Annotated in this window: 23 protein-coding genes; 17 read left to right on the top strand and 6 right to left on the bottom strand. The window is 38.0% G+C overall.

All coding sequences use genetic code 11. The annotated features are described in order from the left end of the window. The first annotated feature begins 162 nt into the window (after positions 1–162). The gene (locus ADJ83_RS12535; RefSeq protein WP_239687079.1) at positions 163–1,080 is read left to right on the top strand and encodes a nuclease-related domain-containing protein; all 918 of its coding nucleotides are present in this window, start codon (positions 163–165) and stop codon (positions 1,078–1,080) included. A 459-nt stretch (positions 1,081–1,539) separates the two neighbouring features. Here ADJ83_RS12535 and ADJ83_RS12530 read toward each other — a convergent pair whose 3' ends face one another. Continuing rightward, positions 1,540–2,598, bottom strand: coding sequence for a hypothetical protein (locus ADJ83_RS12530; protein WP_048717866.1), 1,059 nt, complete (start codon positions 2,596–2,598; stop codon positions 1,540–1,542). A gap of 167 nt (positions 2,599–2,765) precedes the next feature. Here ADJ83_RS12530 and ADJ83_RS12525 point away from each other — a divergent pair, with 167 nt between their 5' ends. From ADJ83_RS12525 to ADJ83_RS12510, 4 genes are all read left to right on the top strand, one after another. Next, positions 2,766–3,323, top strand: a complete 558-nt coding sequence (locus ADJ83_RS12525; RefSeq protein WP_048717864.1) for a thioredoxin family protein — start codon at positions 2,766–2,768, stop codon at positions 3,321–3,323. 238 nt (positions 3,324–3,561) lie between these two features. Then, complete coding sequence (locus ADJ83_RS12520) at positions 3,562–5,313, top strand: ABC transporter ATP-binding protein (protein ID WP_048717862.1); 1,752 nt, start codon at positions 3,562–3,564, stop codon at positions 5,311–5,313. A 43-nt stretch (positions 5,314–5,356) separates the two neighbouring features. Continuing rightward, positions 5,357–7,120, top strand: coding sequence for an ABC transporter ATP-binding protein (locus ADJ83_RS12515; protein ID WP_048717871.1), 1,764 nt, complete (start codon positions 5,357–5,359; stop codon positions 7,118–7,120). Between the two features lie 83 nt (positions 7,121–7,203). Beyond that, complete coding sequence (locus ADJ83_RS12510) at positions 7,204–7,716, top strand: MarR family winged helix-turn-helix transcriptional regulator (RefSeq protein ID WP_048717859.1); 513 nt, start codon at positions 7,204–7,206, stop codon at positions 7,714–7,716. 173 nt (positions 7,717–7,889) lie between these two features. Here the strand turns inward: ADJ83_RS12510 and ADJ83_RS12505 are convergent, their stop codons facing one another. Together ADJ83_RS12505 and ADJ83_RS12500 are read right to left on the bottom strand one after the other, a co-directional pair. Next, complete coding sequence (locus ADJ83_RS12505; protein ID WP_048717857.1) at positions 7,890–8,732, bottom strand: MerR family transcriptional regulator; 843 nt, start codon at positions 8,730–8,732, stop codon at positions 7,890–7,892. Positions 8,733–8,752: 20 nt separating this feature from the next. Next, on the bottom strand, positions 8,753–9,916 hold the full coding sequence (locus ADJ83_RS12500) for an MFS transporter (RefSeq protein ID WP_048717855.1): 1,164 nt from the start codon (positions 9,914–9,916) through the stop codon (positions 8,753–8,755). A gap of 260 nt (positions 9,917–10,176) precedes the next feature. Between ADJ83_RS12500 and ADJ83_RS12495 the strand changes: the two genes are divergently transcribed. The 7 genes from ADJ83_RS12495 to ADJ83_RS12465 all read left to right on the top strand — a co-directional run bounded on the left by ADJ83_RS12495 (position 10,177) and on the right by ADJ83_RS12465 (position 17,747). Continuing rightward, a complete protein-coding gene (locus ADJ83_RS12495) occupies positions 10,177–10,656 on the top strand; it encodes an Lrp/AsnC family transcriptional regulator (RefSeq protein WP_048717853.1) in 480 nt (159 codons plus the stop codon). Positions 10,657–10,719: 63 nt separating this feature from the next. After that, entirely contained in the window at positions 10,720–11,406 is a 687-nt protein-coding gene (locus ADJ83_RS12490) for a hypothetical protein (protein ID WP_048717851.1), read from the top strand. A 119-nt stretch (positions 11,407–11,525) separates the two neighbouring features. Further along, entirely contained in the window at positions 11,526–12,944 is a 1,419-nt protein-coding gene (locus tag ADJ83_RS12485; RefSeq protein WP_048717849.1) for a sodium:solute symporter family protein, read from the top strand. 46 nt (positions 12,945–12,990) lie between these two features. Beyond that, complete coding sequence (locus tag ADJ83_RS12480; RefSeq protein WP_048717848.1) at positions 12,991–13,791, top strand: SDR family NAD(P)-dependent oxidoreductase; 801 nt, start codon at positions 12,991–12,993, stop codon at positions 13,789–13,791. Between the two features lie 13 nt (positions 13,792–13,804). Next, positions 13,805–14,944: a M20 family metallopeptidase gene (locus ADJ83_RS12475; protein WP_048717847.1), complete on the top strand. Its 1,140-nt coding sequence runs from the start codon at positions 13,805–13,807 to the stop codon at positions 14,942–14,944. 22 nt (positions 14,945–14,966) lie between these two features. Beyond that, positions 14,967–16,697 (top strand): M28 family metallopeptidase, encoded by a 1,731-nt coding sequence (locus ADJ83_RS12470; RefSeq protein ID WP_048717846.1) that lies wholly within the window; start codon positions 14,967–14,969, stop codon positions 16,695–16,697. A gap of 15 nt (positions 16,698–16,712) precedes the next feature. Further along, positions 16,713–17,747: a ketopantoate reductase family protein gene (locus tag ADJ83_RS12465; RefSeq protein WP_048717844.1), complete on the top strand. Its 1,035-nt coding sequence runs from the start codon at positions 16,713–16,715 to the stop codon at positions 17,745–17,747. Between the two features lie 184 nt (positions 17,748–17,931). On the opposite strand, the gene ADJ83_RS12460 is transcribed toward ADJ83_RS12465, so the two are convergent. Next, positions 17,932–18,843 carry an AraC family transcriptional regulator gene (locus ADJ83_RS12460; RefSeq protein ID WP_082169265.1) on the bottom strand — a complete coding sequence of 304 codons (912 nt, stop codon included), beginning with the start codon at positions 18,841–18,843 and terminating at the stop codon, positions 17,932–17,934. Between the two features lie 163 nt (positions 18,844–19,006). On the opposite strand from ADJ83_RS12460, the gene ADJ83_RS12455 reads away from it, so the two are divergent. The 5 genes from ADJ83_RS12455 to ADJ83_RS12435 all read left to right on the top strand — a co-directional run bounded on the left by ADJ83_RS12455 (position 19,007) and on the right by ADJ83_RS12435 (position 24,703). Further along, on the top strand, positions 19,007–20,308 hold the full coding sequence (locus ADJ83_RS12455; RefSeq protein WP_048717842.1) for an alpha-glucosidase/alpha-galactosidase: 1,302 nt from the start codon (positions 19,007–19,009) through the stop codon (positions 20,306–20,308). A 173-nt stretch (positions 20,309–20,481) separates the two neighbouring features. Then, positions 20,482–21,372 carry an ABC transporter permease gene (locus ADJ83_RS12450; protein WP_082169269.1) on the top strand — a complete coding sequence of 297 codons (891 nt, stop codon included), beginning with the start codon at positions 20,482–20,484 and terminating at the stop codon, positions 21,370–21,372. A 27-nt stretch (positions 21,373–21,399) separates the two neighbouring features. Beyond that, entirely contained in the window at positions 21,400–22,284 is an 885-nt protein-coding gene (locus ADJ83_RS12445) for a carbohydrate ABC transporter permease (RefSeq protein WP_048717841.1), read from the top strand. A gap of 21 nt (positions 22,285–22,305) precedes the next feature. Then, positions 22,306–23,940, top strand: coding sequence for an extracellular solute-binding protein (locus ADJ83_RS12440; protein ID WP_048717839.1), 1,635 nt, complete (start codon positions 22,306–22,308; stop codon positions 23,938–23,940). Between the two features lie 154 nt (positions 23,941–24,094). Further along, positions 24,095–24,703, top strand: a complete 609-nt coding sequence (locus ADJ83_RS12435) for a YesL family protein (protein WP_048717837.1) — start codon at positions 24,095–24,097, stop codon at positions 24,701–24,703. A gap of 41 nt (positions 24,704–24,744) precedes the next feature. Here ADJ83_RS12435 and ADJ83_RS12430 read toward each other — a convergent pair whose 3' ends face one another. Together ADJ83_RS12430 and ADJ83_RS12425 are read right to left on the bottom strand one after the other, a co-directional pair. Then, positions 24,745–24,939 carry a hypothetical protein gene (locus tag ADJ83_RS12430; protein ID WP_048717836.1) on the bottom strand — a complete coding sequence of 65 codons (195 nt, stop codon included), beginning with the start codon at positions 24,937–24,939 and terminating at the stop codon, positions 24,745–24,747. 431 nt (positions 24,940–25,370) lie between these two features. Next, positions 25,371–26,780: an IS110 family transposase gene (locus tag ADJ83_RS12425; RefSeq protein ID WP_016205067.1), complete on the bottom strand. Its 1,410-nt coding sequence runs from the start codon at positions 26,778–26,780 to the stop codon at positions 25,371–25,373. Between the last annotated feature and the right edge of the window lie 119 nt (positions 26,781–26,899).

Raw genomic sequence — 26,899 nt, 5'->3', positions numbered from 1 at the left:
CAAAGCAAAGCAGATATGATCCAAAAAACAAATATATGATCCAAAGCACATTCCGCCACATTATCAAAAAGGATTTTCAAGCAATCAAGTAGAATAACTAATCTAGAAAAAAAGAAAGGAAGTGGAAAATTGTTCTTAAATGAAATTTGCAAGAGTGATAGATTGAGATCAACAGAGGTGCTAGTAGGAAGGTTAAAAGAAACTTATAAACTTAGACCGAATGTAATGGAAGATTTAAGGAAACTTTTAGCTGGTTATCGCGGCGAGAAAGAAATGAAGTATTATCTGCAATTTTTGCCGGAAAAAGAGTGTCTTATCATTCATAATCTCCGCCTTTATGATGGAAAAACATATTTTCAGATAGACTATCTCATTCTCAACCAGCGGTTTTGCCTCATTGTTGAATGCAAAAATTATTACGGAGAGGTTTACTTTGATGCTAAGTTTAATCAAATGATTCGCAAAGTTGATGAAAAGGAAGAGGGATTTTCTGATCCTATATCCCAAGCCAAAAGGCATCAGCACCAATTGCAAACATACTTCAAGCTGCACAACTTCCCACCAATTCCCATCGATTTCTTAGTCATTTTCAGCAAGCCATCAACCATCATAAAAGGAAATCCCGCAATTAAAGACAAAGTCATACACAGCCACAGCTTTTTAGAAAAATGGGAATTACTCTCTGTAAAATATAAAATGATTGCGATTGATTGGAAGATTCTCCGCAAAATATCCAAAAACCTCTTAAAAAATAACACTCCCGAAACCTTAAATTTATTAAAACAGTATGGAATTCAACCAAATGATCTAATTACAGGAGTGCAATGCCCAGCATGCGCGAAATTTGCAATGATTCGCCAAAAACGGAAATGGTGCTGTCCTCATTGTGAGACATATGATGCAGCTGCCCATCAAAAGGCGGTAATGGATTACTTTTTATTGATAAAATCCACCATTACAAATAAGGAGTTTCGTGAATTCTCCCAGCTTACCTCACGTGGAATCGCCTCCAAAATGCTAGTAAAGATGAATTTACCAAGTAAAGGAGAAAATAAAGGCAGAGTTTATTACAAACCATGATTTTTCAAGAAGAGAATGGAGTGAAGATTTGTGAAAAAATGCGGATATGATCCAAAAATTAAATAAATAATCCAAAGGTGAACAGATATGATCCAAAATAGAAATATATTGTCCAAAGCAGGGAGGATATGATCCAAAAAACGGATATATGATCCAAAGTTGTACGAAAGCAACATTTGAATAAAAAAAGAGTCATTTTTCCCCATTCTTAATCTTTACGAAAAACAATTGAATAAAAATGACTCTTTTTCAGGTGGAAATTATTAACTTCATCTATTTAATAGTAGAGTTAGCCTAAATTAGAAAGGAAAAAATGCGGATATGATCCAAAAATTAAATATATGATCCAAAGGTGAACAGATATGATTCAAAATAGAAATATATTGTCCAAAGCGGAGAGGATATAATCCAAAAATTAAATATATGATCCAAACCAACATAATCAACTCCACCCAAACCTCAATCCCCCAACAAAACCCCCATCATCTTCCTCTCCAACACAACATCCGCAGCATTTGGATTATTAGCCTCCAACCCAACACCCTCTTCGCATAGAGCAACCGCCTTATCTCGGTCCCCATTCACGAAAAGCTCATAGGCAGCTGCGATTCGTTTATTGCTCATCTGTTTAATTGCTAAAAACCGTTTAACTTCCTTCAAAGCAAAGATGGAACGTGCTTCTTCCTTATCGACCTCTAAAACAGCTAATAAAAACAATCGTTCTTTTGCAATCTCGACTCTGAAAAGGGAAATAAGCTGTTCTTTTCTTTCCCACAGCATATCATTAATCCTTTTTGCCTCTTCAAAATCAAGGCGGTCCATTGCCAGTGCTTGCTGGATGCAGAGAGTCCACTGTGAAAAATAGTCCTTCCCATCATCGCCTGGGGGCAATGCAAATAGTTCCTCTGGCAGCTCCTGATAAGTGACACCGTTGGACGTTTGGGCGTTAATATAAAACTGGGAAAAAAGCTGCCACTGTTTGCTTTCCTTCTTCCAAGCCATTTTTAGCGTCATGCCATCATTAAAGCCAGCGGGAATAATATTCGTTAACCCGATGAGCAACCCGAGAAGGATAAAAATACTAGCAACTAAAGGTAATTCTCCTGCAATCCAGGCAATCAACCCAACGACAGCACTCGCAAGAAAATTCATGATGACTCCACCACATAAATACAGCTTAAATGGAAATTTCCCTTTCACATAGGCCGGCGGAGCCATTAAACATTGCCCGAGAGTCCCTGGCATATATAGTTTTTTTCGCTCTAATCCGTCCTTTGTTGCGACGACCATCCATGAAAAAACACGAAAAGATACGAGAGAATATCCAGTTAATTTCCCAAAAATAAAATGTCCTGCTTCATGCAAAATAATATGTACAATATAAAATACAATCAAACAAATCAAGCTAGTCACAACACTAGCAACACTTACATCCCCTGATAAAATAAGAAGCGCAACCGCACCACCAAATGCTGCGCCAATCACCATCATCACAAGCGTAGAAAGAAATTTCCTCATGCCATAACTCCCATCCCTAATTAATCTACTATTCCATCATTGTATCAAACGACTATACAATCATCTATCAAAAAAAAGAAATTTTTCCCAAATCTAAAAAATAGAAAGAAAAACAGTTAAATAGTAAAATAATAGACAAGGCTTACATAAAAAGGAGAGGTATATAAATGAAGACAGAGCAACAGTATTTCGAAGAAGGTTCAACCATTCAAAATTATATGGACAATATGAGTACATTAAAAGAGGAAAGCTATGAGGTGTATCAAAACTTTACATTGCCTGAAGATGGCTTTGCAGCAGAATTAAAGCAACACAACCTCCACTTTTTAACCATAACAGAGGATTGGTGTGGAGATGCAATGGTGATTAATCCGATTCTTCGCAAATTAGTGGAAGCGGCTGATCTTCAGATGCATGTGGCACTTAGAGACGCGGACACGGATTTAATTGACAGACATTTAACAAACGGCGGCAGAGCTATTCCGATGGTCCTTGTTTTAAATGAACAAGGGGAGCTAGTCGGCAAGTGGGGACCAAGGGCGCCAGAGGTACAAGAGATGGTGACAGAAGGTCGAGCTAAGCTTCCAGTGAAAGAGGACCCAGCATTTGCGGAAAAGCAAAAGGAATTTTATATGCAATTACAAAAAACGTACCGAACGGATCCGGCAATTTGGACATATGTGTACAATAGCTTTAAGAGCACGTTAAAAGAAATCATAAAATAAAGGAAAAACAGCTCCCAACGATGGGGCTGTTTTTTTCTTTACCCACGAGATGGAATTATTTTCGTTTGACATTTAGCGATAAAATCATTAATATAATCGCATACGATATATCGGGTACGATACATCTTATTCGATTAATTTTTGTTTGATAATTATTTGTAAAAATGGTCCAGAAAAGCAGAGAGGATTTACAGCGAAAAAATAAATGTGTTTTGCTGCAGGAGGAGGAATAGATTCCATGTTAAAAATCTTGAAAAATTTTCAAAAAAGTGACTGGATGTTTATCACATTTGCCCTTATTTTTATCTTTGGGCAGGTATGGCTTGATTTAAAACTTCCAGATTATATGGCGGAAATCACTAGACTTGTACAGACAGAAGGTAGTGAGTTAAGTGATGTTCTCAAACAAGGTGCCTTTATGATGCTTTGTGCAGTGGGAAGTATGGCCGCTTCGATTATAACTGTATTTTTTGCGGCAAAGGTTGCTGCTGGTTTTTCTAATCGACTGCGTAAAAAAGTGTTTGATAAAACTTTATCTTTTTCCATGGAAGAACTGTCTAGTTTTTCGACAGCGAGCTTAATTACTCGTTCTACCAATGATATTATGCAAGTGCAAATTCTAATTATCCTAAGCTTGCAAATTGTGATAAAGGCTCCGATTATTGCCGTTTGGGGCATTTTTAAGATTATGGGAAAAAGCTGGGAATGGACTGCTGCTACAGGTGTAGCAATCGCTATATTATTAGTATTAATCGCCATCCTAGTTTTTGTGGCCCTGCCTAAATTTAAAGTAATCCAGAAGTTAACGGATAATCTTAATATGGTAACAAGAGAGAATTTATCAGGAATCCGTGTGGTTCATGCGTATAATGCAACTCGTTACCACGAGGATAAGTTTGAGAAAGCGAATAAGGAACTGACAGATACGAATCTTTTTACAACAAGAACAATGGCTGTTATGATGCCAACGATTACCCTTATTATGTCTGGAATGAGTCTTGCTATCTATTGGATTGGAGCGGTGATCATCAACAATGCCCCTATGGCAGATAGATTGCCTTTATTCTCTGATATGGTTGTATTCTCTTCCTATGCCATGCAAATCATCATGGCCTTTATGATGGTTTCTGTCGCATTCGTCATGCTTCCTCGTGCGGCTGTTTCTGTAAGAAGAATCAACGAAGTGCTCGATACAGATGTGAAAATAAAGAGTGGCACGAAGACAGAAGGGGACAGCAAAGGGGAAATCGAATTCCGCCATGTTAGCTTTAAATATCCTGGTGCGAGTGATTACATTCTCCGAGATATTAGCTTCACTGCATCCAAGGGAGAGACAGTAGCCATTATTGGTTCAACTGGTAGTGGAAAAAGTACCCTTCTCAACCTGATTCCACGCTTTATGGATGCAACAGACGGGGAAATTTTAGTGGATGGTCAAAATGTGAAAAATTATAAGTTGGAAGCTTTGCGAGATAAAATAGGCTATGTATCTCAAAAAGCTGTTATGTTCAGTGGTTCGGTTACATCCAATATTGCTTTCGGCGGGGAGAATAAGCAATCAGAAGATAAAGTAAAACGAGCCGTAGAAATTGCCCAAGGAAAGGATTTTATCGAAAAAATGGATCAGCAATATGAGGGAACTATTTCGCAAGGTGGAACCAATCTTTCTGGTGGTCAGAAACAGCGATTATCGATTGCCCGTGCTATTTACAAAGATCCAGAAATCTATTTATTTGACGATTCTTTTTCCGCATTGGACTATAAAACAGACCGTGTCCTCCGCTCCAAGCTTAAAGAGGAAATAAACGATGCTACAAACATTATTGTTGCACAGCGCATTGGAACCATTAAGGATGCAGACCGAATTCTTGTATTAGATAAAGGAGAAGTAGTCGGAATAGGGACACATGATGAGCTGATGGTTACTTGCGATGTTTATCAAGAAATTGCCTTATCACAATTATCAAAGGAGGAGCTCGAAATTGGCTAAGAAAAAGGATGTTAAAGAAACGAAAAATCAATCAACAAAATCGATTCCTCCAAATGCAAAAGGCATGAAATTTTCTAGCTTGAAGGAACTAGCGGTTTACTGTAAGGCGTATTTTCCAATCATTTTACTTGCTTTAATCCTTGCGATGACAGCCTCTATCTTTAGCATTATTGGTCCTGACCAGCTTAGCAAAATGACGGATTATATTACAGAAGGCTTAATGGGAGAAATTAACCTGGATGCTGTCTATGATGTCGCTATTTTTCTCGTATTCCTTTATGGTTTAGGGTATATTTTCAACTATGTTCAAGGTTTTATTATGGCTACCGTCACTCAAAGGATTTCCAAGCAATTAAGAAGAGATATTTCGGGAAAAATTAATCGATTGCCTTTAAGCTATTTTGATAATACAACAACAGGGGATGTCCTTAGCCGTGTAACAAATGATGTCGATATGGTTGGACAGACGATGAACCAGAGTGTTAGTAGCTTAATTACGGCTATTACGATGTTCATCGGTTCGTTAATCATGATGTTCTATACAAATTGGATTATGGCTATTGCCGCTATTTTATCTACATTTATCGGCTTTGCGTCTATGGGTATGATCATTTCGAAATCACAGAAATACTTTGCCCAACAGCAACAAGAACTTGGAAAACTAAATGGCCATATCGAAGAAATCTATTCTGGTCATAATGTTGTGAAGGCATATAATGGAGAGCAACAAGCAAAGGATGCTTTCTCTGCCATTAATTCACGCCTATTTGAAAGTGCGTGGAAATCGCAATTTATGTCAGGGTTAATGATGCCATTAATGATGTTTATCGGAAACTTTGGCTATGTCGTTGTATGTATTGTTGGTGCTGTGCTTGCTGTTAATGGCCATATTTCATTTGGAGTCATCGTTGCCTTTATGCTGTACATTCGCTTATTTACACAGCCCCTGCAGCAAATTGCGCAAGCAGCGACAAATCTACAGCAAACAGCAGCGGCAAGTGGTCGTGTTTTTGAATTCTTAGCAGAGAAAGAGCTTGTAAAAGAAGACGAAAAGAAAGAAAAACTGCAAAATGTCAAAGGCGATGTGGAATTTAAGCATGTACGCTTTGGCTACAGTGAAGATAAAGCAGTTATCAAGGATTTTTCCGTAAAAGTAAATGCTGGTCAGAAAGTAGCAATCGTTGGACCAACTGGTGCTGGAAAAACAACATTAATCAACTTGCTTATGCGTTTTTATGAAGTGAATGGCGGAGAAATTATGATTGATGGTGTCCCGACTAACCAAATGACACGAGAATCTCTTCATGACCTGTTCTGCATGGTTCTTCAGGATACATGGATATTTGAAGGCTCTATCCGTGATAATATTGTTTATTCCAGAGAAGACGTATCTGATGAAGAAGTAGAAGCAGCTTGCAAAGCAGTTGGCTTGCATCACTTTATTCAAACATTGCCAAACGGGTATGATACAATTTTAGATGACAAGACGAGCTTATCTGCAGGGCAAAAGCAGCTTATCACCATTGCCCGTGCGATGGTAAAAATGGCACCATTGCTTATTTTAGATGAAGCGACTAGCTCTGTAGATACACGCACAGAATTGCTGATTCAACAAGCAATGGATATGCTGACAGAAGGAAAAACTTCCTTTGTTATTGCCCATAGACTGTCGACGATAAAAAATGCAGACTTAATCCTCGTGATGAAAGAGGGAGACATTATCGAAGCAGGTACGCATAAGGAACTAATTGAAAAGAATGGCTTCTATGCAGAGCTTTATAATAGTCAGTTTGAAGAGGCATCGTAACCTTTACCTAAGCAAAGAAGGACTCGCAGCATGCTTGCGAGTTTTTCTTTAAAATAAAACTTTTTAAAGAAAGGAGTTAACAAATGCTAGACAGGGCCACGTACATTTGGGAATCAATTGATTTCTTGAATCGCTTTATTATGAAGAGCCTACAGCGACACGCAGAAGAGCATGGACTGACTGCTCCGCAAGCACGGGTAATTCTAGAGGTCTTTATAAATAAAAAAATTAGTGTCAAGCAGCTTACCCAAAATCTTCGCATGACACAAAGTACGGTTTCGGATATTGTGGAAAGACTAACAGAAAAAGGGATTCTCATTAAGAAACCGAATCCGCAAGACAAACGCTCTGTGCAGATTATGTTAACAGAAAAAATGGTAAAGATAATCGAAGACACGTCTCCCAAGCCGATTCATCAAATAATGGGATCGGTATTAGAAAATTTGCAGCCAAGCGAGCAGGCAGCCGTAGAAGAAGGAATCCGATTATTGGTAGCAGCAGTTGGCGAGAAGATGGAAGCAGATGGGATTGATAGCTTAGAAGATTTTGAAGTGCTATTTTTGCCGAAAAATAATAAAAAGTCAGGTCAAAGCTAGACCTGACTTTTTATGGTGAAAATATTTTTGATTTTCTAGCGCGAGGTAACAGAAAGGCATTCTCTGAGTCCTTTATCCATTAAAATAGAAGAGCGCGGTAACAGATAGTAGTGCTCTGCTCCCTCTATCCATTAAAATTGCAATACTCGGTAACAGATAGTCGCGCTCTGTTCCTATTTACTTTGTTCGCTCTCCGCAATCCGCACACTAAATTCACTAACATACTCCTCTTTCTTTTGATAAAGTCCTATAGAAAATGTTTCATAAATGTCACTTGTAACAATGATATCTCGCTCCTGAATATAGCCTATGAGCTTTTGCAAAGTCTGAAAATATTCCTCGAACGTGGTAGATTTCACTTTAATACTTGCATATTTCCCCTTTGCAATCATTGATTGTTCCGTCTCACCTGAAAGGGCAGAAATCCGCTTTCGCAAAGGCATTGGTGTATAAAGAAAGCTATAAGGAACATCTTCCACCTTTTCGTAAAAAGCAAACGGAATAATCGATCCATATCCATTATTGCGGAAATCTTCTTTCGTAGCTATCTTTAGATTGCTATAAGAAGGATTAAGGATGGTGGTTGGACCGATGTCTTTTACTCTTGTTTGAATAATGTGCTGTTCTTCTTTTTCTGCAACATTAACTTCTCCAAAGGGATAATGATTTTCCTGTTTTTGTAATTCCTCTCTTATCTCTCTAATAGTATGCTGCGTCTCCCGTAAAGAGGCTATTTTTTCGGCAAGCAATTCTTCTTGTTTTTTCAAAAAAGCAATGTAATCCAGATTATCGGTTTCTTGAATTTCCTTAATGTCACTAAGAGAGGTTCCAATGGAAATCAGGGATTTAATAATATCGAGGCGATATAATTGGGAATCCCGATAATAGCGATAATGGGTGTTCGGGTCCACATAAGCAGGCTTAAACAAGCCGATTTTATCGTAATGGCGAAGTGCTTTAATGGTGATATTAGATACTTTGGCGACTTCCCCAATCGAATAAAGCTTCTCTTCCATTATTATCAACTCCATCCAATCTAAGTATTAGCTAAGGATCTTTGCTTCCAAAGCAGGGTTAATGCGATTCCGATAGCTAAAAAGACAGCAGCGAAGTAGAAAGGATAATTTAGATCGATATCGAATAATATCCCCCCAATAATCGGACCAAATACATTGCCGATGCTTGTGAACATGGAATTCATTCCGCCGACAAAGCCTTGTTCGTTGCCAGCGATTTTCGAAAGATACGTAGTTACAGCAGGGCGCATTAAATCAAAGCCTACGAAAACGATAATCGTAACAAAGAGAATGAGAAAGTACGAGTTCACGACGGTTAACACTATGACAAGAATTGTGGAAAAGAGGAGACTATAACGAATCAAGAGAATTTCTCCAATCCACTTTGTAAGTCTTTCAAATAAAGCGACCTGCGCAATAACGCCAACAGTTGCTCCTCCTGTAATGATAATCGCAATATCCTTCGGCGTAAATCCAAATTTATGATCAACGAACAGGGAAAAAAGGGATTCAAAGGAAGATAACCCAAAGGAAGAGATAAAGATGATCAGAAAGGAAATAAAGTACAACGGTGCAAAAATTCGTTTCCAGCCGACCTTTTCTTCACTAGTCTGCTTTTCCTCCAATCGTCGTTCTGGTTCCTTTAAAGCGAAAAAAGAAAGAATCGCTGCAATAAAACCTAAGATGCCAGCAAAATAAAAAGGCATACGAGTACCAATTTCAGCTAAAAATCCACCAATTCCAGGTCCAATAATAAAGCCAGTAGAAATAGCTGCTGACATATAGCCAAGAGCCTTTGGTCTAGCTTCCATCGTTGTAACATCCGCAATAAACGCAGTAACAGCAGGCATAATAAACGCCGCGCTAATTCCACCTAGCATACGAGAAATAAAAAGAATACTAACTGTTTCTCCCACACCAAATAATAATTCAGACGCACCAAACACAAACAATCCGATTACAATCATCCGTTTTCTTCCATATTGATCAGCCCAGCGCCCAGCAACAGGAGAAACGATAAGCTGCGCAATCGCAAATGCCGCCACCATGTAGCCAACCACAGCACCAGAAATCTGCAACTCATTCATAATAGTAGGAGTAACAGGAATAACAAGACCGATGCCTAGGAAAGCGATAAATAGATTTATAAGTAAAATAGATAGAGTAATATTCTGTCTCAACATAATTGCCATCTCCTTGATAATAAGTAAGGTCAAAGAATAAGTGTAATCTCTCCTGTTAGGGGAGAGTCAACAATCTGAGATACTTTAAGATATAAAGTTAATTTCCTTTACGAAAAGAAGGAGTGCCTATTTTTAGGATGGGTGAGATCGTTAATTTGAGAATTATCTCTTAGTAGAAAATAGAAAAATATCCCTATTATTCTATTGACTTTTCAATTTAGTTATTATAATATTGAAAAAAATAAAGAAAAGAGGTGTGAATGTTGAAAAATTTTCAATCTGATGGACAAACCTTAGATGAACTTGATTTGCAGTTGCTCAAGCTATTGCAAAAAGATGGAAAATTATCCTATACAGAACTTGCAGAACTGTTAAATACAACAGTAGGTACAGTTAGAAATCGCGTTCAAAGGTTAATCGATCAGGAAACATTGAAAATAGTTGGCGTCGTCAATCCTTTTAAGACAGGAAGGGATGCGGTTGCTATGATTGGTGTGAATGTTAGGCTTCATAAACTTCAAGAAGTTATTGCACAAATAGTAGAAATACCGGAAGTAAGATTTGTTGCAGCATCGACTGGTCGATATGATTTATTTGTGGAGATTATTACCTCTACAAATTCGGATATCTATCGAATTATTAAAGAAGAATTTGGAAAAATTGATGGGATTGAATCAACGGAATCTTCCATGTTTCTTGAAATTCACAAACAATCCTATGATTGGGGAGTGGGATCTTAAAGCCCCCTTTTTTTAAAACTAATTAACAGAATAATCAATATTATTAGAAAAGGATGATGCTAGTTGAAAAAGGTTATATCCCTCGTCTTTATTGTTTTTTTACTATCTTCCTTTCCGGCCTTTGCTGAAGAAGACACTACCGTGTTAAAGCAAGCAGATATCGCCATTGAGTCTGATGCGGATAGGAATTATCAAGTAACAGAAAAGATTCTGCTAAGTGACGTTGAAGCTTTGGAGAAGCAAGAAATCGTACATACATTTGCTTCAAGTGGTCAGAATTCCGTCGATTCCTTGCAGGTTAGTGCGAATGGGCAAGAATTAACCTATGCATGGGATGAGGGAGAATCCATGAGCAGATTGAACATTTCTTTACCTGAAAATGTATCAGGCGAATTTGAATATACACTAGAGTACTCCTTTAACCTCCAAGAAAATACATTCAAAACTCCTTTATTTGTTCCGATGATAGCAACTTTAGGAACAAGCAATATTGTTCATATTTCTTATCAAGCACCAGAAGGGCAAATTATTCAAAAGAACTCATTCCCAGTTATCAACAAAAAGGCAGGGGATACAGTAGAAAACAATATCATGAACATACCTACTCATGTGAATTACGTCTACAAGGATAAGGAAAGTGCTTTTCACTTTTTCAATTACATTTCATGGGGCGTACTACTTTGTTTAATTATTATCGTAGGAATTTGGTTTAGAGCGGAAAGAAAAAGTAATAAAGGGGTGGCAGCATAATGGGTGGACCTTTTTGGGGATTGGTTATTTATGCCGTAGTTTTTATCGGTGGTTACTTCATTTGGGCATTAACAATGAATGCGAAAGAAGAGAAGGAAAAGGAATAAGGGGGAAAGCGAATGTTTGAAATTAGTCCAGTTTTTTATTATGTCATTATTGGTTATTTTGTTGTCATTTTAGGCATTGGAATATGGGCAGGTCGCGGAAATAAAACAAGTGAAGATCATCTTGTTGCGGGAAGATCCATTGGGGCTGTTGTCGGTGGAGCTGCTTTAGCAGCAACCCAAATGAGCGCAGGTACCTTTGTTGGTACGATGGGCATACATTATTTAACTGGAGCAAGCTACATTTGGTTTTGGCCAGGACTATGGCTGGGCTGGCTAGTGTCAGCAATCTGGGTTGCTCCGAAATTCCAGCAATTTAAAGGGGTAACCGTTCCTGATTATGTAGAGAAACGATATAACAGTAAGGGCGGTAAAGTAATCGCAGCAATCTTAATTATTATTGCTTATACCGTGTATTTGATTGGGCAATACGTAGCAGGCGGTATTGTCATGCAGACTATTTTTGGAATTCCAATGGTATGGGGAGCATTCATTACGATTGCCATCACAATGATTTATACGATGAAAGGTGGAATGAAAGCAACTGCTTATAGTGATTTTATTCAAGCGATTATTATGGCAGGCTGTTTCTTTGCAGCAATTCCAATCCTATTCCATCAAGCAGGGGGCTATGCTTTCGTTGGGAGTTTCTTAACAGAATTGGATCCGAGTATTACAGGTTGGCACTATGGATTTAAGGATCTCCTTGGATTCGGTTTAGCATTTGGATTTGCAATGGCTATTTCTCCTTATGAGCTTGCAAGAATGTATACGTTAAAAAGTAAAAAAACGGTTCGTTTAGCAATTGGATTCTCGTTTGTTTTTCAAGTAATAGTCGGAGTGTCCGTTTGCTTAGGCGGGATGGCAATGCGAGCTTTATTCCCAATGCTGAATACAGGGGATAGTGCTTCATCTATCATGGCAATCAATGTTCTACCTCCATTAGTCGGAGCCCTCTTTATGGTTGCGATTTTAGCATCCATTATGAGTACCGTTTCTGGCGTCATGCTTGTATCAGCATCAGGTATTTCCCATGATATTTATGGGATTATTAATCCGAAAGCAACAGATAAACAGAAAATGAGACTTAATCGAATAGCTGTTATCATTCTATCGCTTTTCCCATTAATTTTTGCAGTGAAACCATTTGATATGGTTCAGTTTATCGTAATGGTTCAAGCATCTCTTGTTGCGAGTTTCTTCTTTGCCCTAGTAATTTTTGGTTTGAATTGGAAAGGCGCAACAACAATGGGAGCATTGGCCTCCATGATTGGCGGGGTAGTGACCGTACTTATCTGGTTCCTTCTAGGAAAGCCATATGGATTAAATGAAGTAATTCCTGGTGTGTTGATTTCCACCTTATTACTTCTTATTGTAAGTAAATTTACAAAGCCTGTGCCAAAAGAAAGTCTTGCTCCTTTCTTTAAAAATTAATGATACTAGAGGGAATTATCCCTCTAGCTAAAAATGAGGTGAGATTTTGAAAGAAAAACAGTTTACAAAGGAAGCGGTCATTATAACAGGAAGTGGCTCTGGAATCGGGCAAGGAATTGCTAAAAGGTTTGTAGAAGAAGGTGCCAGCGTTGTATTGGTTGATATACAGGAAGAGAATCTTCTTCAAACGAAAAAAAGGTTGGAGCAAATAGCAGAGGATAATCAAAAAATAGAGATAGTCGTAGGCGATTTATGTGAAGCAGTAATTCGAGAATCGGTAGTACATGCAGCACAGAAAGCATTAGGAAAAATAGATATTTTAGTGAACTCAGCAGGGATTTATCCATCCACTCCATTTCTTGAAATAACGGAACAAGAATGGGATCTTGTTCTTAATTTAAATCTGAAGGCGGCTTTTTTCTTAAACCAGCTTGTGGCAAAAAGCATGATAGAGAACAAGCTAGAGGGCAGAATTGTAAACATCACCTCCACCGCTAGTGAAGTGGCACGCCCTGGGGTTGCTCATTATTGTGCTTCGAAGGCAGGAGCGAAAATGATGACACAGGTCCTTGCTTTAGAATTAGCTCCTTTTGGTATTCGCATAAATGCCCTTGGTCCTGGTTTAGTAGAAACAGAGACGTTAATGAAGACATTGACTACAGACAAGGCAATAAAGGAACACGAAGAAAAAGTATCTTTTAGTCCTATGCAAAGGGCAGCCTTGGTAGAAGAGATTGCGGATGGGGTTATGTTCTTTGCGAGTAGTCAATCTACTTACGTTACAGGGCAGACATTGCTAGTCGATGGGGGCTACTCTGCGGGAAGAGTATTTAAAAGTCTAAAATAGGGAGGATTTATCATTGCGAGAATTAGTTAGCTTTTTACAGGAACAAAAAGAAGAGATGGTAGCTTTGTTGAAAGAGATTGTAGAAAAAGAATCACCCTCTACTGACAAGGAATTAACAGATAAACTTGCAAGCTGGATTGCCGAGCAATTTACCCTTTTAACAGGTGGGAAAACAGAAGTGATTCAAAATGAACCATATGGAAATCATGTACGAGCAGAATGGGGAGAAGGCGAAGAACAGCTTCTTATTTTAGCCCACTTTGACACTGTTTGGCCAAGAGGAACCATTCAAGCAATGCCATTTCAAATAGAAGACGGCAAAGCATATGGACCAGGTGCATTTGACATGAAGGGCGGATTAATTCAAGGCGTGTTTGCGGTACATGCTCTTCAACAATTAGGAGTAAAGCTAAATAAGAAATTAGTTTTTCTTTTCAATTCAGACGAAGAAATAGGCAGTCTAACCTCACAGGAACTTATTGAAAAAGAAGCAGAAAAAAGTAAACATGTATTCGTTTTAGAGCCTGCAATGTCTACAGAAGGAGCGTTAAAAACAGCCCGTAAAGGTGTGGGAATGTACCATCTATCTGTAAAGGGCAGACCGTCTCATGCGGGAATTGATCCGGAAAAGGGGATAAGCGCTATTGGAGAAATTGCCGAGCAAATTAAGTATTTACATAGTTTAACAGATTTCAATGTTGGAACGACTGTAAATGTGGGGACTGTAGCAGGTGGGACGACATCCAATGTAATTGCTGCAGAAGCCCATGCAGATATAGATGTACGTGTAAAAACCCAGGATGAATTTGAGAGAATTAGTCCTTTAATTGCAAATACGACTCCGTATGATGAAAGAACATCCCTGCAAATAACAGGAGGAATGAATCGTCCGCCACTTGAACGAACAACAGAAGTAAAAACGATGTTCCAAACAGCAAAAGCCCTCGCCGAAGAATACTTAGGAATAGAGTTAAAGGAGAAGGAAACAGGAGGAGGAAGTGATGGTAACTTCACTGCTCCGTTAGCACCAACGTTGGATGGTTTAGGAGCAGTTGGAGATGGAGCACATGCGAACCATGAACATTTAGTGATTGAGCAAATGCCAATTCGCAGTGCATTGTTCGCACTTCTTTTAATGGAATTTGGAAAATAAAAAAATATGAGGTGAAGAAAAAATGGCAACGAAAATAGCGGAAGAGGTTCTATTGGAGAAGGTTAGTAAGGAACAGTTAATGGAATTCACAAAAAATATCTCTTCAGAAGTAAGACTCTCAGGTTCCCAAGAGGAATGGCGTGCCTTCCAATATGCAAAAGAGACGTTAGAAAAGGCTGGATTAAAAACCAATTTATACACAAGAAAGGCATTTATAAGCTTACCCATTTCCGCAGTGTTAAAAGTAGACGGCGTGGACTACACCTCGATTACGCATTCAATGGCAACCTCAACACAAGAGGAAGGATTAAGTGGAGAGCTTTTTTACGTTGGTGCGGGGTCTATCAGTGATTTTCAAAATGTGAATGCAGCAGGAAAGATTGTATTAATGGATGGTCTAGCAACTCCAGGTGCAGTAAAGAGTGCAGAGCAAAGTGGGGCAACCGGGATTGTTTTTATCAGTGCAGAATATACGCATGAGATGATTGTCTCCACTATTTGGGGAAATCCAGTTCCAGAGAAACTTGCTGAATATCCAAAAATTCCTGTTGTTTCCGTAAATTATAGCGATGGATTGAAAATAAAAGAAAAAATTCGAGTAAAAGGGAATGTGCCTGTTTGGTTAAAAACAGAAGTGAAAACAGAATGGACAGATATCCCTACATTAGAGGCAGAACTTAAAGGACCTTCCGATCAATTTGTATTATTTAGCGGTCATATCGATTCTTGGCATTTAGGAGCTATGGATAATGGCAGTGCGAATGCAACAATGCTAGAAGTGGCAAGAATTCTATCAACAGAGCAAGTGGATTTAAAACGATCCTTGCGATTAGTGTTCTGGTCTGGGCATTCTCATGGCCGCTATGCTGGGTCGACCATCTATTGTGATGAACATTGGGAAGAACTATACGATAATTGTATCCTTCATGTGAATATCGATTCTGTTGGCGCCAAAGATTCTGTCATCCTTACGGAAGGAAACTGTATGGCGGAGACAAAAGGGCTTGCTCATCAAGTAATCAATCGTCTTACAGGAGAAAAGTATGGAGGTTCCAGATTTGGGAGAGCAGGAGATCAATCTTTCTGGGGACCAGGTGTGCCTTCCTTATTCATGGGATTATCAGAGCAATTACCTGTAACAACACCAGCCTCTGAAGCTTTTTCTAGATTGTTCGGTGGTGGAAAAGGAGGAGGATTTGGCTGGTGGTGGCATACAACAGAAGACACCATGGATAAGATTGATCCTGAAAACTTAGCTAGGGATTGCAGCATCTATTTAGCAGTAATCTATCATGCATGTACCAATGAACTTCTTCCTGTTGACCAAGTAGCTGCTGTAGAGGAAATTCAAGGTTTTCTCCGACAATACCAAGAAACAGCACCAGAAATTACCGCTTTAAGTGTGTCTTTAGAAAGAATCGAGCAATTAAAAACAAAAGTGAAGGAAATAGAAGAATTTATCGAAAATAATGCACTATCTGAAGATCAAATAACGGCAGTCAATGACTGGAAGATGAAAGTATCAAAAGGACTAGTGCGCTTAAATTATGTAGGAAAAGATGAATTTGATCATGATCCAGCAATGGGACAGTCTCCGATTCCTTTGTTAGCACCTATCCAATTGTTAGAGGCAAGCAAGGAAGAGGAGCATAAGTACTATAGTCTGCTAACTTTAATAAGAAGAAATGTGAATAAAGTCAATTTTATTATTAGAGAAATGATCGAAAAGACAGAAGAACTAGACCTAATTTGAAGGGAGATTAGCAGCATGAAGATTACGGTTATTGGTGCGGGCGCAATCGGAGGAGTAATTGGAGCTTATTTATGTAGAAATGGAGAAAAGGTACAATTTATTGATATAAATGAGGAGCATGTAAAAGCAATGCGAGAGAAAGGATTAAGCATTTCACAAAAAGATGGTTCCTTTACCACTCCTGTTGAAGCTTATACAGTAGAAGAATTGCTTGAAAAGGGAGAAAAGCTCCAAACAGTATTCCTATGTGTAAAAGCACTTCATACGAGAGAGGCAGTTCGTAAAATCAAAGACCTTCTAGACGATGAATCTTATGTTGTTTCCTTTCAAAATGGGTTATGTGAATATGAAATTGCTGAAGAAATTGGTATGGAGAGAACAGTGGGCTGTTTTATTAACCTTTTCGCAGACTATTTAGAACCAGGACGGATTGAATATGGAGGAGTAGGGAGCTTGTATATCGGTGAAGTAGAAGGTGCCATCTCTCCTAGAGTAGAACAGCTTGTTTCTGTTCTATCTGCTTGGGGTGATGCAAAGGCAACGGATAATATTGTCGGCTATTTATGGAGCAAGCTTGCATATGGAGCCATTCTGACGGCAACTGCCACAACAAACGAAACAATTGCTGATGTATTTGAAGATCCTAAGTATTTCCCATTAGTTGTAAAGATTGGTTCTGAAGTCTTAGAAGTGGCAGGAAAAAAAGCTATTAAACCGGAATCCTTTGATGATTGGCAACCAACAATTGTATACCCATTCACTAGTGAAGCAGAAATCAAGCAATCCTTTACCATCCTTGTCAAGAGGCTTAGAGGATATACTAAAACACGAACTGGCATATGGAGGGACATCGCTGTTCGAAAGAGAAAAACGGAAGTGCCAGAGCAGTTAAACCCAGTAATAAAAGCAGGAGAGGCATTTGGTTTGCAAATGCCATTAACCAAAAAAATTGTAGAAATGATTGAACAAATCGAGATTGGCGAGAGACAGCAAACGATAGAGAATTTGGAAGAGTTATTGATGATCTCTACTGCTATTAACGCTAGATAAAGAAGAAGGGAGGCAGGCTTTTGCAGTCAGCTTTCCTTCTTTTTTATATTCGATCGCTCTAAAAAGTCTTTCTATTTCAAAGTTCTATCCCGCAACTTTAACCAATTCTGAAGAGTATCGGATAAGAAGGTTCTGAAAATGAAAGGGGAGAAACTTACTCCCTGACTTTATTTCCCTGCTTCACCTATGTAAAAGGAGAACTAAGACCAATAATCTCATCAAAAGGCACAAAGTTCTCACTGTTACGATACTTTCCAGGAGACATGCCAATGATTGATTTGAATACTTTCGTGAAATAGTTTCCATTGGAGTAACCAACCCTTAATGCGATTTCCTCAATCGTTAGATTCTGGTCCTTCATTAATTCAATGGCTTTATTTAGGCGGATTTTTGTTAGGAAATTCATTGGGCTTGTTTGCATAATCGATTGAAAAAGTCTGGAAAAATGGTATTTACTTAGTCCGGAGGCTTCGACAATATCATCTAAAATAATTGGATTGGAATAATGATGCTGCATGTAACGGATAGCGTCGGAAATAGATTCTGGGATGGTTTTGCTGGATTGGGTAGTGTGCAAAAGATACCGTTTCAGCTCCATGATGAATGTATAGGCAAAGGAAGAAGACTCAAAGGCATCTTTAATTTCTTCATGAACCGCTTTATCGAATAGCTTAAAGATAAGCTGATTCGGATAGGCAGTATCTTCTAAACGAAGGATGTTTCCATGTTCTTTTACTATTTCGTGATAGCTTCTCCACACTTCTTCTCCATATAACGTAATATGAATAAACTCCCATTCCTCACTATCACTCGGAAGATAGTATGTATGATTGCTAGGAATATTAACAAAAAAGGCATGTCCAGGCGTTAACCGGATTACTTGATTATCAATGACAATTTCTCCTTCTCCCTTTAATGTGTATTGAAAAATAATCTTTCCCTTCTCCGACCGTTTAAGCCCATCATAATAATAAGAAGCACTGTTTCTTTTTTCCCATCCTAATGTATAAATACCAGCGATGCGTTGTTGTTGCTTTTCAGGAAAACGGAAAAAATAGGTTCGATAAGTAGTTAATTGATTATTTGACCGCAACATTTTACCACCCTTTCAAAATATCTTACCATTGTAAGACTTTCTGTCCCATTTTAAGATGAGTATAGCAAGATTGTGTTGTGTGAAAGGTGGATAATTTGTAAATTTTTTGTATAGCAAGATTAGCTATCTTTCATTCTTTTATTAATAAAATGAGGAGGAAGGTATGTCGAAAATCACATTTTTAGGTGCTGGTAGTACGATATTTGCCAAAAATCTACTAGGCGATTGTATGCAGGTAGCGGCATTGCAGGAATTTGAATTTGCTCTTTATGATATTGATTTAGAAAGATTGGAAGATTCAAGCAGGATGCTAAATCAATTAAAGGAAAATGTAGGGGCAAATCTAGTAATTAGATCGTACACAGATAGAAAACGAGCTTTACAAGGTGCTAAATATGTCATTAATGCCATCCAAGTAGGAGGCTATAAGCCAAGTACTGTTATTGATTTTTCCATTCCTAAGAAATATGGTTTGCACCAAACAATCGGTGATACGGTTGGAATCGGGGGAATATTCCGCAGTCTTAGAACCATTCCCGTCATGCTTGAATTTGCACGGGATATGGAAGAGGTATGTCCTGATGCTTGGTTATTGAATTATACCAATCCGATGGCTACTATAACTGGTGCAATGTTACGATACACAAATATTAAAACGGTCGGTTTATGCCATAGTGTCCAAGTGTGTGCCAATCGTTTATTAGATTCGCTAGAAATGTCTAAGGAGGATATCCAGTGGAAGATTGCTGGAATCAATCATATGGCTTGGTTGCTTGAAATAACCCAGCGTGGAGAGGATATCTATCCAGAAATTAAAAAAAGAGCAAAAGAGAAGCAGAGCATTATACACAATGATAAAGTACGTTTCGAATTAATGGAACGCTTTGGCTATTATGTGACAGAATCATCGGAGCATAATGCGGAATATCATCCTTACTTTATCAAAAAGAACTACCCAGAATTGATACGTGATTACAATATTCCAATAGATGAGTATTTACGCCGCTGTGAAAATCAAATAGAGAGGTGGAAGAAACAAAGAGAGGAATTAGTGGGGAATCCCAATGTTACGCATAATCGTACCCATGAGTATGGCTCCTACATTATGGAAGCGATGGAAACAGATAAACCAATTAAGATAGGTGGAAATGTGCTAAATACAGGTGGGTTAATTAGTAATTTGCCAACTAACGCGTGTGTGGAAGTCCCTTGTTTAGTGGATGCAAGTGGGATTTCGCCAACATTTGTGGGAGAGCTGCCAGAACAATTAGCGGCTTTAAATCGCACGAATATTAACACCCAGCTTTTAACGGTTGAAGCAGCTATTACGAAAAAGAAAGAGTGTATATACCAAGCGGCGATGCTAGATCCACATACCTCTGCGGAATTATCGATTGATGATATTGTTCATTTATGTGATGAATTAATCGAAGCACATGGCAATTGGTTACCAGTCTTTTCGTAATAAAAGGGACAAGCTTCCCTTTTGAAGATGGAAAATTCCTAATTTTTAACCTATTCAGTGGCGGTAAAACACATAAAGGGGAAAGGGAGGTGTAGATTTTGGAAGGACCAGCCACGATAGAAAAAGCAATCAATACGAAAATCGTCAAGGAACAGAAGAAGAAGAAACGATTAATGAAAATAAGAAAAAATTGGGATCTCTATTTGTTGATAACACCAATTATTGCTTACTTTATCATCTTTAAATATATTCCCATGTATGGTGTGCAAATTGCTTTCAAGGATTTTATCGCTGTGGATGGTATCTTACATAGTCCTTGGGTTGGATTAGAGCATTTTGAGCGGTTTTTCCAAAGCTTTTATTTTGAACGATTATTATCGAACACCTTATTAATTGGCATTTATGAACTAGCAGTAGGGTTTCCAATTCCGATTATTCTTGCACTCATGATCAATGAAGTAAAGAATAAATACTTTAAATCCTTTATCCAGACAATTACATATGCTCCACATTTTCTGTCCGTTGTGGTCGTAGTAGGAATTCTTTATTTATTCTTATCTCCGCAAACAGGCATTGTTAACCAATTAATCGTCTTCTTTGGTGGAGAGCCGATTTACTTTATGGCAGAGCCAGGATGGTTTAAATCTATTTTTGTATTTTCTGGGGTTTGGCAAAACATGGGGTGGAGTTCGATTATTTACTTAGCTGCTTTATCGGCCATTGATCCACAATTACATGAGGCAGCCAAAATTGATGGAGCTAGTAGATTACAGCGCATCTGGCATATTAATCTACCAGGAATCAAACCGACGATTATCATTATGTTGATTTTGCAATGTGGAAGTATTCTTGGGGTTGGATTTGAAAAAGTATTTTTAATGCAAAATTCTTTAAATATGAGTGCATCTGATGTGATTTCCACCCATGTCTATAAGACAGGAATATTAGGAGCGGATTATAGCTATTCTGCTGCGATTGGATTATTTGAATCGGTTGTTAATCTCATTATTTTATTATTAGTCAATTATACAGCGAGAAAGGTAAATAAGGTTAGTTTATGGTAAGTCAGTGTTTGGGAGGGACAATCCTTCATGTTAAGGAGAGAAAGTGTTAAAGATAAAGTATTTGTAGTCTTAAACTATACGCTGTTAGGGATAATCGCTTGTCTGATGATCTATCCGTTAATTTATGTATTAAGTGCATCGTTTAGTAATCCAGCACGGACAATTCTAGGGGACGTTTGGCTATTTCCAAAAGAGATGACAGTAGACTTATATGTGAAGGTTTTTCAAAATGAAAAAATCCTAATTGGGTATCGAAATACGATTATCTATACGGTTTTTGGAACATTTATTAACCTGCTGTTTTCTGTGATGATCGCATACCCTTTATCCAGAAAAGACTTTTATGGAAGAAATGTTATTACTGTTTTTATTATGATTACGATGTTCTTCAGTGGTGGAATGATTCCAACTTATTTATTGGTAAAAGATTTAGGGATGCTTGATACCATATGGGCGATTGTGTTGCCAGGTGCGGTCTCGGTTTATAACGTGATTATTATGAGGACCTTTTTTCAAAGCATTCCGAATGAATTACAGGAAGCAGCCTCTATCGATGGATGTGGAAATATAGCCTTTCTTATGAAAATTGTAATGCCATTATCGATGCCGATTATTGCGGTAATGACATTGTTTTATGGGGTTGGACATTGGAATGCATACTTTGATTCTCTTATTTATTTGAATGATGAAAGCAAATTTCCATTACAGTTATTTTTGCGACAAATGCTTATTCAAGAAGATATGTCAGGAATGTCAAGTGCCAGTGATAGTGCCATTTCAGAGCATTTAATGCAAATTGAAGGGCTTAAATATGCTGTAGTAATTGTTGCTAGTTTGCCAATGCTTGTGCTTTATCCATTTTTGCAAAAGTATTTTGTGAAGGGTGTCATGATTGGTTCATTAAAAGGATAAAGCATTTAGGAGGAGAAGAAGATGAAGAAAAGGAAGAAAAGGAAGTTAATGACCGCAACAGCTGCTTTCGTAATGAGTGCATCCGTATTAGCAGGGTGTCAGAGCGCATCCTCCGATAAAAAGGAGAATAATGTTTCAACAGAGTCAGTTGATAATGTGAACAAAGAAGGCTTTCCAATTGTAAAGGAACCGGTTGATTTAACGTTTTTCACAGGAAAGTATGAACCGAATTTAGATGATTATGAGGAAACATTAGTGTTTAAAACCTATCAAGAAAAGTCAGGAATGAATGTGACCTTTAATGAGGTACCTTTTGGAACATTAACAGAGAAAAGAAACTTAGCGTTAGCAAGTGGAGAGTATCCAGATGCATTCTATTCTTCGCGAATTCCATCAGCAGATCTTTATAAATACGGGAAACAAGGGATATTTATTCCGTTAAATGATCTGATTGAAGAATATGCACCGAACATAAAGGCAGCAATGGAAGCACACCCAGATATAAAGAAAGGGTTAACGATGCCAGATGGGAATATTTATTCTTTACCATCTTACTATAGTCCGGAGTTCTTACCAATGTTAATTGGTAAACCAGTATGGGTGAAGGAAGATTGGCTAGAGAAGTTAGGAATGGAAGAGCCGAAAACAATCGAAGAATTTTACGCTTATTTAAAAGCGGTGAAAGAAACAGATCTTAATGGAAATGGGAAGAAGGATGAAATACCTTTAAGTGCTACAAGTATTACGCAAATTATGGATTCGTTTAAAGGATCATGGGGTGTTGGAACAAGAGGAGTAGGCCATAAATTTATTGACGTTGATCCAGAAACGAATGAACTGCGATTCTTCCGTACAGATGACCGCTTTAAGGAAGTGCTCGAATTTATTCATAAATTGAGTGAAGAGGGCTTGATTGATGAAGAGATTTACACAATGGATGATAATAAATTAAATGCTAAAGGCTCTCAGGGAATCCTAGGAACAGCAATCGTTCCAAATCCAGAGACAGTATTTACAAATCAAAAGGATTATATTGGTTTAGGTGGATTAGAGGGACCACATGGGGATACGTTATATAGTCATGTGAAATCACCACTTGTTCATGTAGGAGCATTTGCGATCACGAATAAAAATGAGCATCCGCAAGCGACGATTCGTTGGATGGACTATTTCTTTAGCGAGGAAGGTGCAACCCTACAGTTTATGGGAGTAGAGGGAGAAACCTATGAAAAAAATGAGGATGAAAAACCTCAATTCACAGAAGAAATCACAAATAATCCTGATGGACTAACCTTTGACCAAGCATTAACGCCATATGTGACATGGATGGGTGGAAGCTACCCTGGATATGTACAAGAAAAATACTTTGGAGGCTCTGAAGCATTGCCAAGCTCTGTAGCTGTTGGCGATAAAGTTCAACCAGATGCACCAAAGGAAATATGGAATGGTTTCAATTACACAGATGACGAGTTGAAGTTTAAACAATCCAATGGAGCGGATTTAGAAACTTTTATTAATGAAACAGAAGCTGCCTTCATCGCTGGAGACAAGGATTTTAGCGAATGGGATCAATATGTTGATCAAGTAAAACAAATGGGACAAGAGCAATACTTAGAAGTAGAAAAATCAGCTTATGATCGTTACCAAGCTAATTAATGGAATGATTGGCTAATAGAGCTATTCGATAAGGAATAGAAGGTAAAGGTGACACACGAGATCGTAGGTGCGTGCTTTATTGCTATTCCTTTGAGGATGGCATTTTCTTTCTAAATTATGGATAAAAGGAAGGAAAATAAAAGGAGGGGGAAAAATGGATGGACTATTTTCTCGGGTCTATCACTGGAGCAATATCGTGGCAAAGTTAATGTATGTGAACGCATTATGGGTGGGCTGTACAATGTTGGGACTGGGCATCTTCGGTTTTTTTCCAGCAACGGTGGCGATGTTTTCGGTTGTGCGAAAATGGATAATGGGCGAGAAGGATCTACCGATAGTAGAAACCTTTTGGGGTTATTATCAAAGTGATTTCAAACAAGCGAATATACTAGGGTGTTTATTAGTGGTGATTGGTTTGTTTTTATATATTGATTTGAAGTTTTTCCAAGCCGAAATCAATCCTGGATATGGAGTAATCAGTCTTGTCTTTTTATCCTTACTTTTTTGGTTTTGCGTTATTTTACTATACATCTTTCCATTATATGTTCACTATGATTTTCCTATCTTTCACTATATCAAGCATGCCATTATTCTCTCCCTAGCACGACCGCTACAAACAATGGCCATGCTAGTTGGAGTTATAGCCGTCTACTTGCTGTTTCAATACATTCCTGGCTTAGTATTTTTTCTAGGCGGGAGCTTACTTGCTTATATATTGATGTTTCTAGCTTCTTTTTCTTTTCAAAAGGAGCAGGAAGCATAATAGAAAAAGGGGAGTGGAAAGTGTTTATTCCGAACCCTTTTTTAAAGATTCCTATGCTGTCTATATTTTTGAAATCTTATAGCATTGTCACCGGAATTACTTAATTTTCTTTTTAATAATGCTACATCATTTTTAATTTGCATGTTTAAAATCATCATTAAGGTACTAAATATTGTGGATAAAATTGTGCTCGCTAATAATAGCCAAATTATTTTTTTTGCACCATTCCATGTCATCTTTACACCTCCATTTAGAAGCTATTATCCGTAGAAATAGGTAATGTTATTCTAATGGTTTTAATATCGGTGCCAGCGTATAATGGTAAATAAGTCAAATGGAAATTTCTTAGAAAAAAGACAAACTTTAAGAAAAGTCCCCTATTTCCATTTTTAGGAAGAATCAACCATCACAGAGTATTATTATAGGGCTCCTCTAGAGCGTGAAAGGACCTTGCGTTTCATCCTACAGGGATACCGCCTAGCGAATATAAACTTCGATTTTCACGTATTATTCGTATTTGCAGGACAAGATCCATAACGCTGGCACACGAGGTCTAAAGCCTCAGGCACGAAATACAATGTGATCTAACGTCCTAGAGGAGCCCCATTTTAGCTCAAACAATAATAAATTTATAAAAGGTTAAATAATGGTACGATAAACTTCTAAATTAAGCTGATAGGCAAGTATTTGACAAGACGTGGACTTCATAAAACCGTTTTGTGTTAGCGACTCTAAGCTTCTTACTTATTTCATCTACTAGAACATAGTTCTCTTGATCCGTATGGTATAAGGTATGGTTTCGAATCATGGAAAAGGCTAGGCGAATCATTCGGTTTCCTAAGGCTATATAGGCCTGACCCGTGAGTTTTCCACGCTCCTTAAAGGCTTTATATCTTTGTTTCATTTCGGGATTATTTACAGCTAGGGATTTACCTACCTGGTAGGTGATATTTCGGAATGTTCTTCTTCCTTGTTTAGAAATACAGAAATAAGATGGTCTTTTCCCTCCCGATTGCTTCACAATAGGATTGGTCCCTGCCAATTTAATTAATTGCCCCGCATGTTCGAAATCGGAGATATCGCCCATTTCAGCGTATAATTCAGCTCCAGTAACCACTCCTATCCCAGGAACACTTAGAATAACTGCTCCCTCCATACCAACAAACAAATCTTCAATTTTACGTTCTAATTCACCAATTTGGTTATTCAATAATTCAAAACGATCCAATTTTTGAGTTAGGAGAAAAATGTCCCCCTCTAAAGATGCTTTGGGTTGAGATATCGAATTTTCCGCATAGTTTAATAGAATCTGAATGGTGTTGTCTCTTATTTTTAAGTTTTCACGAATGGAAAGATCACGTAATCCCTTTTCCCCAAGCTTTAAAATATCGCTTGGATGGGGATAATGCCTCATGAGGTAGAGAGGTGCTTTTCCAAACAAATTACTAAATGGTTCCACTTTTTCACGCTTTCCTTTTACCCAGACGGATTTCCCCTGAAATTCCCTAAAAATATGGTCTAAATGCATACGAATCAAGTTTTGAGTAGCTGTTCGTTCCCCCACTAATTCGCGTCGGGCACGTGTAAGTTTCTGTAGGCTTAGCACATCACCAGAAGCTAACTCGTTGGATGTCCCCCGGCCATGAATCATGGATTGAACAATGGCCATTAGATCTAAATTATCCGTCTTAGACCAATTTAATAGGGTTTGTCTTTCCTGGGCAGTAGTAGCTGCATTCAAAGTTCGAACATGATAGCCAAGCGAATGACTTTTTCTAACAAGATCCTCGTAATAATGCCCTGTCGTTTCAATCCCCACTACTACTTCTTTCAGTCTGTTTTTATTCTTTTCCGACTCAATGATTCTCTTTAAATAGTCGAAACCAGTCATAGAAGCATCAAACTCGAAAGGTTTGACTAAAATGTCCCCATAAAACGTACAAATCAATGCTTTTTGTGTAAACTTTGCCGCATCAATCGCCACTAACATTAAATTTTCTGTCCCTGTCTCTCTCAAGAACTCTGCCCATCGACTTCCTTTTTTACCTTGAATGTGGTTAAATATTGAATATGCCATCGTTTTCATCTCCTTGGTAAGGGTAGTAAGATTGGAAGTTCTGTGATAGGTACTTCCATTTTACAATGAAAACGGTGGCTTTTTTCTAATTATTTGACCTATTTACTATACTAGGCACC

The sequence above is a fragment of the Bacillus sp. 522_BSPC genome, from assembly GCF_001076885.1.
Taxonomy (GTDB): Bacteria; Bacillota; Bacilli; order Bacillales; family Cytobacillaceae; genus Niallia; species Niallia hominis.
The sequence above is the reverse complement of the archived record's forward strand: the minus strand, read 5'-3'. Positions and strand labels throughout refer to the sequence as shown.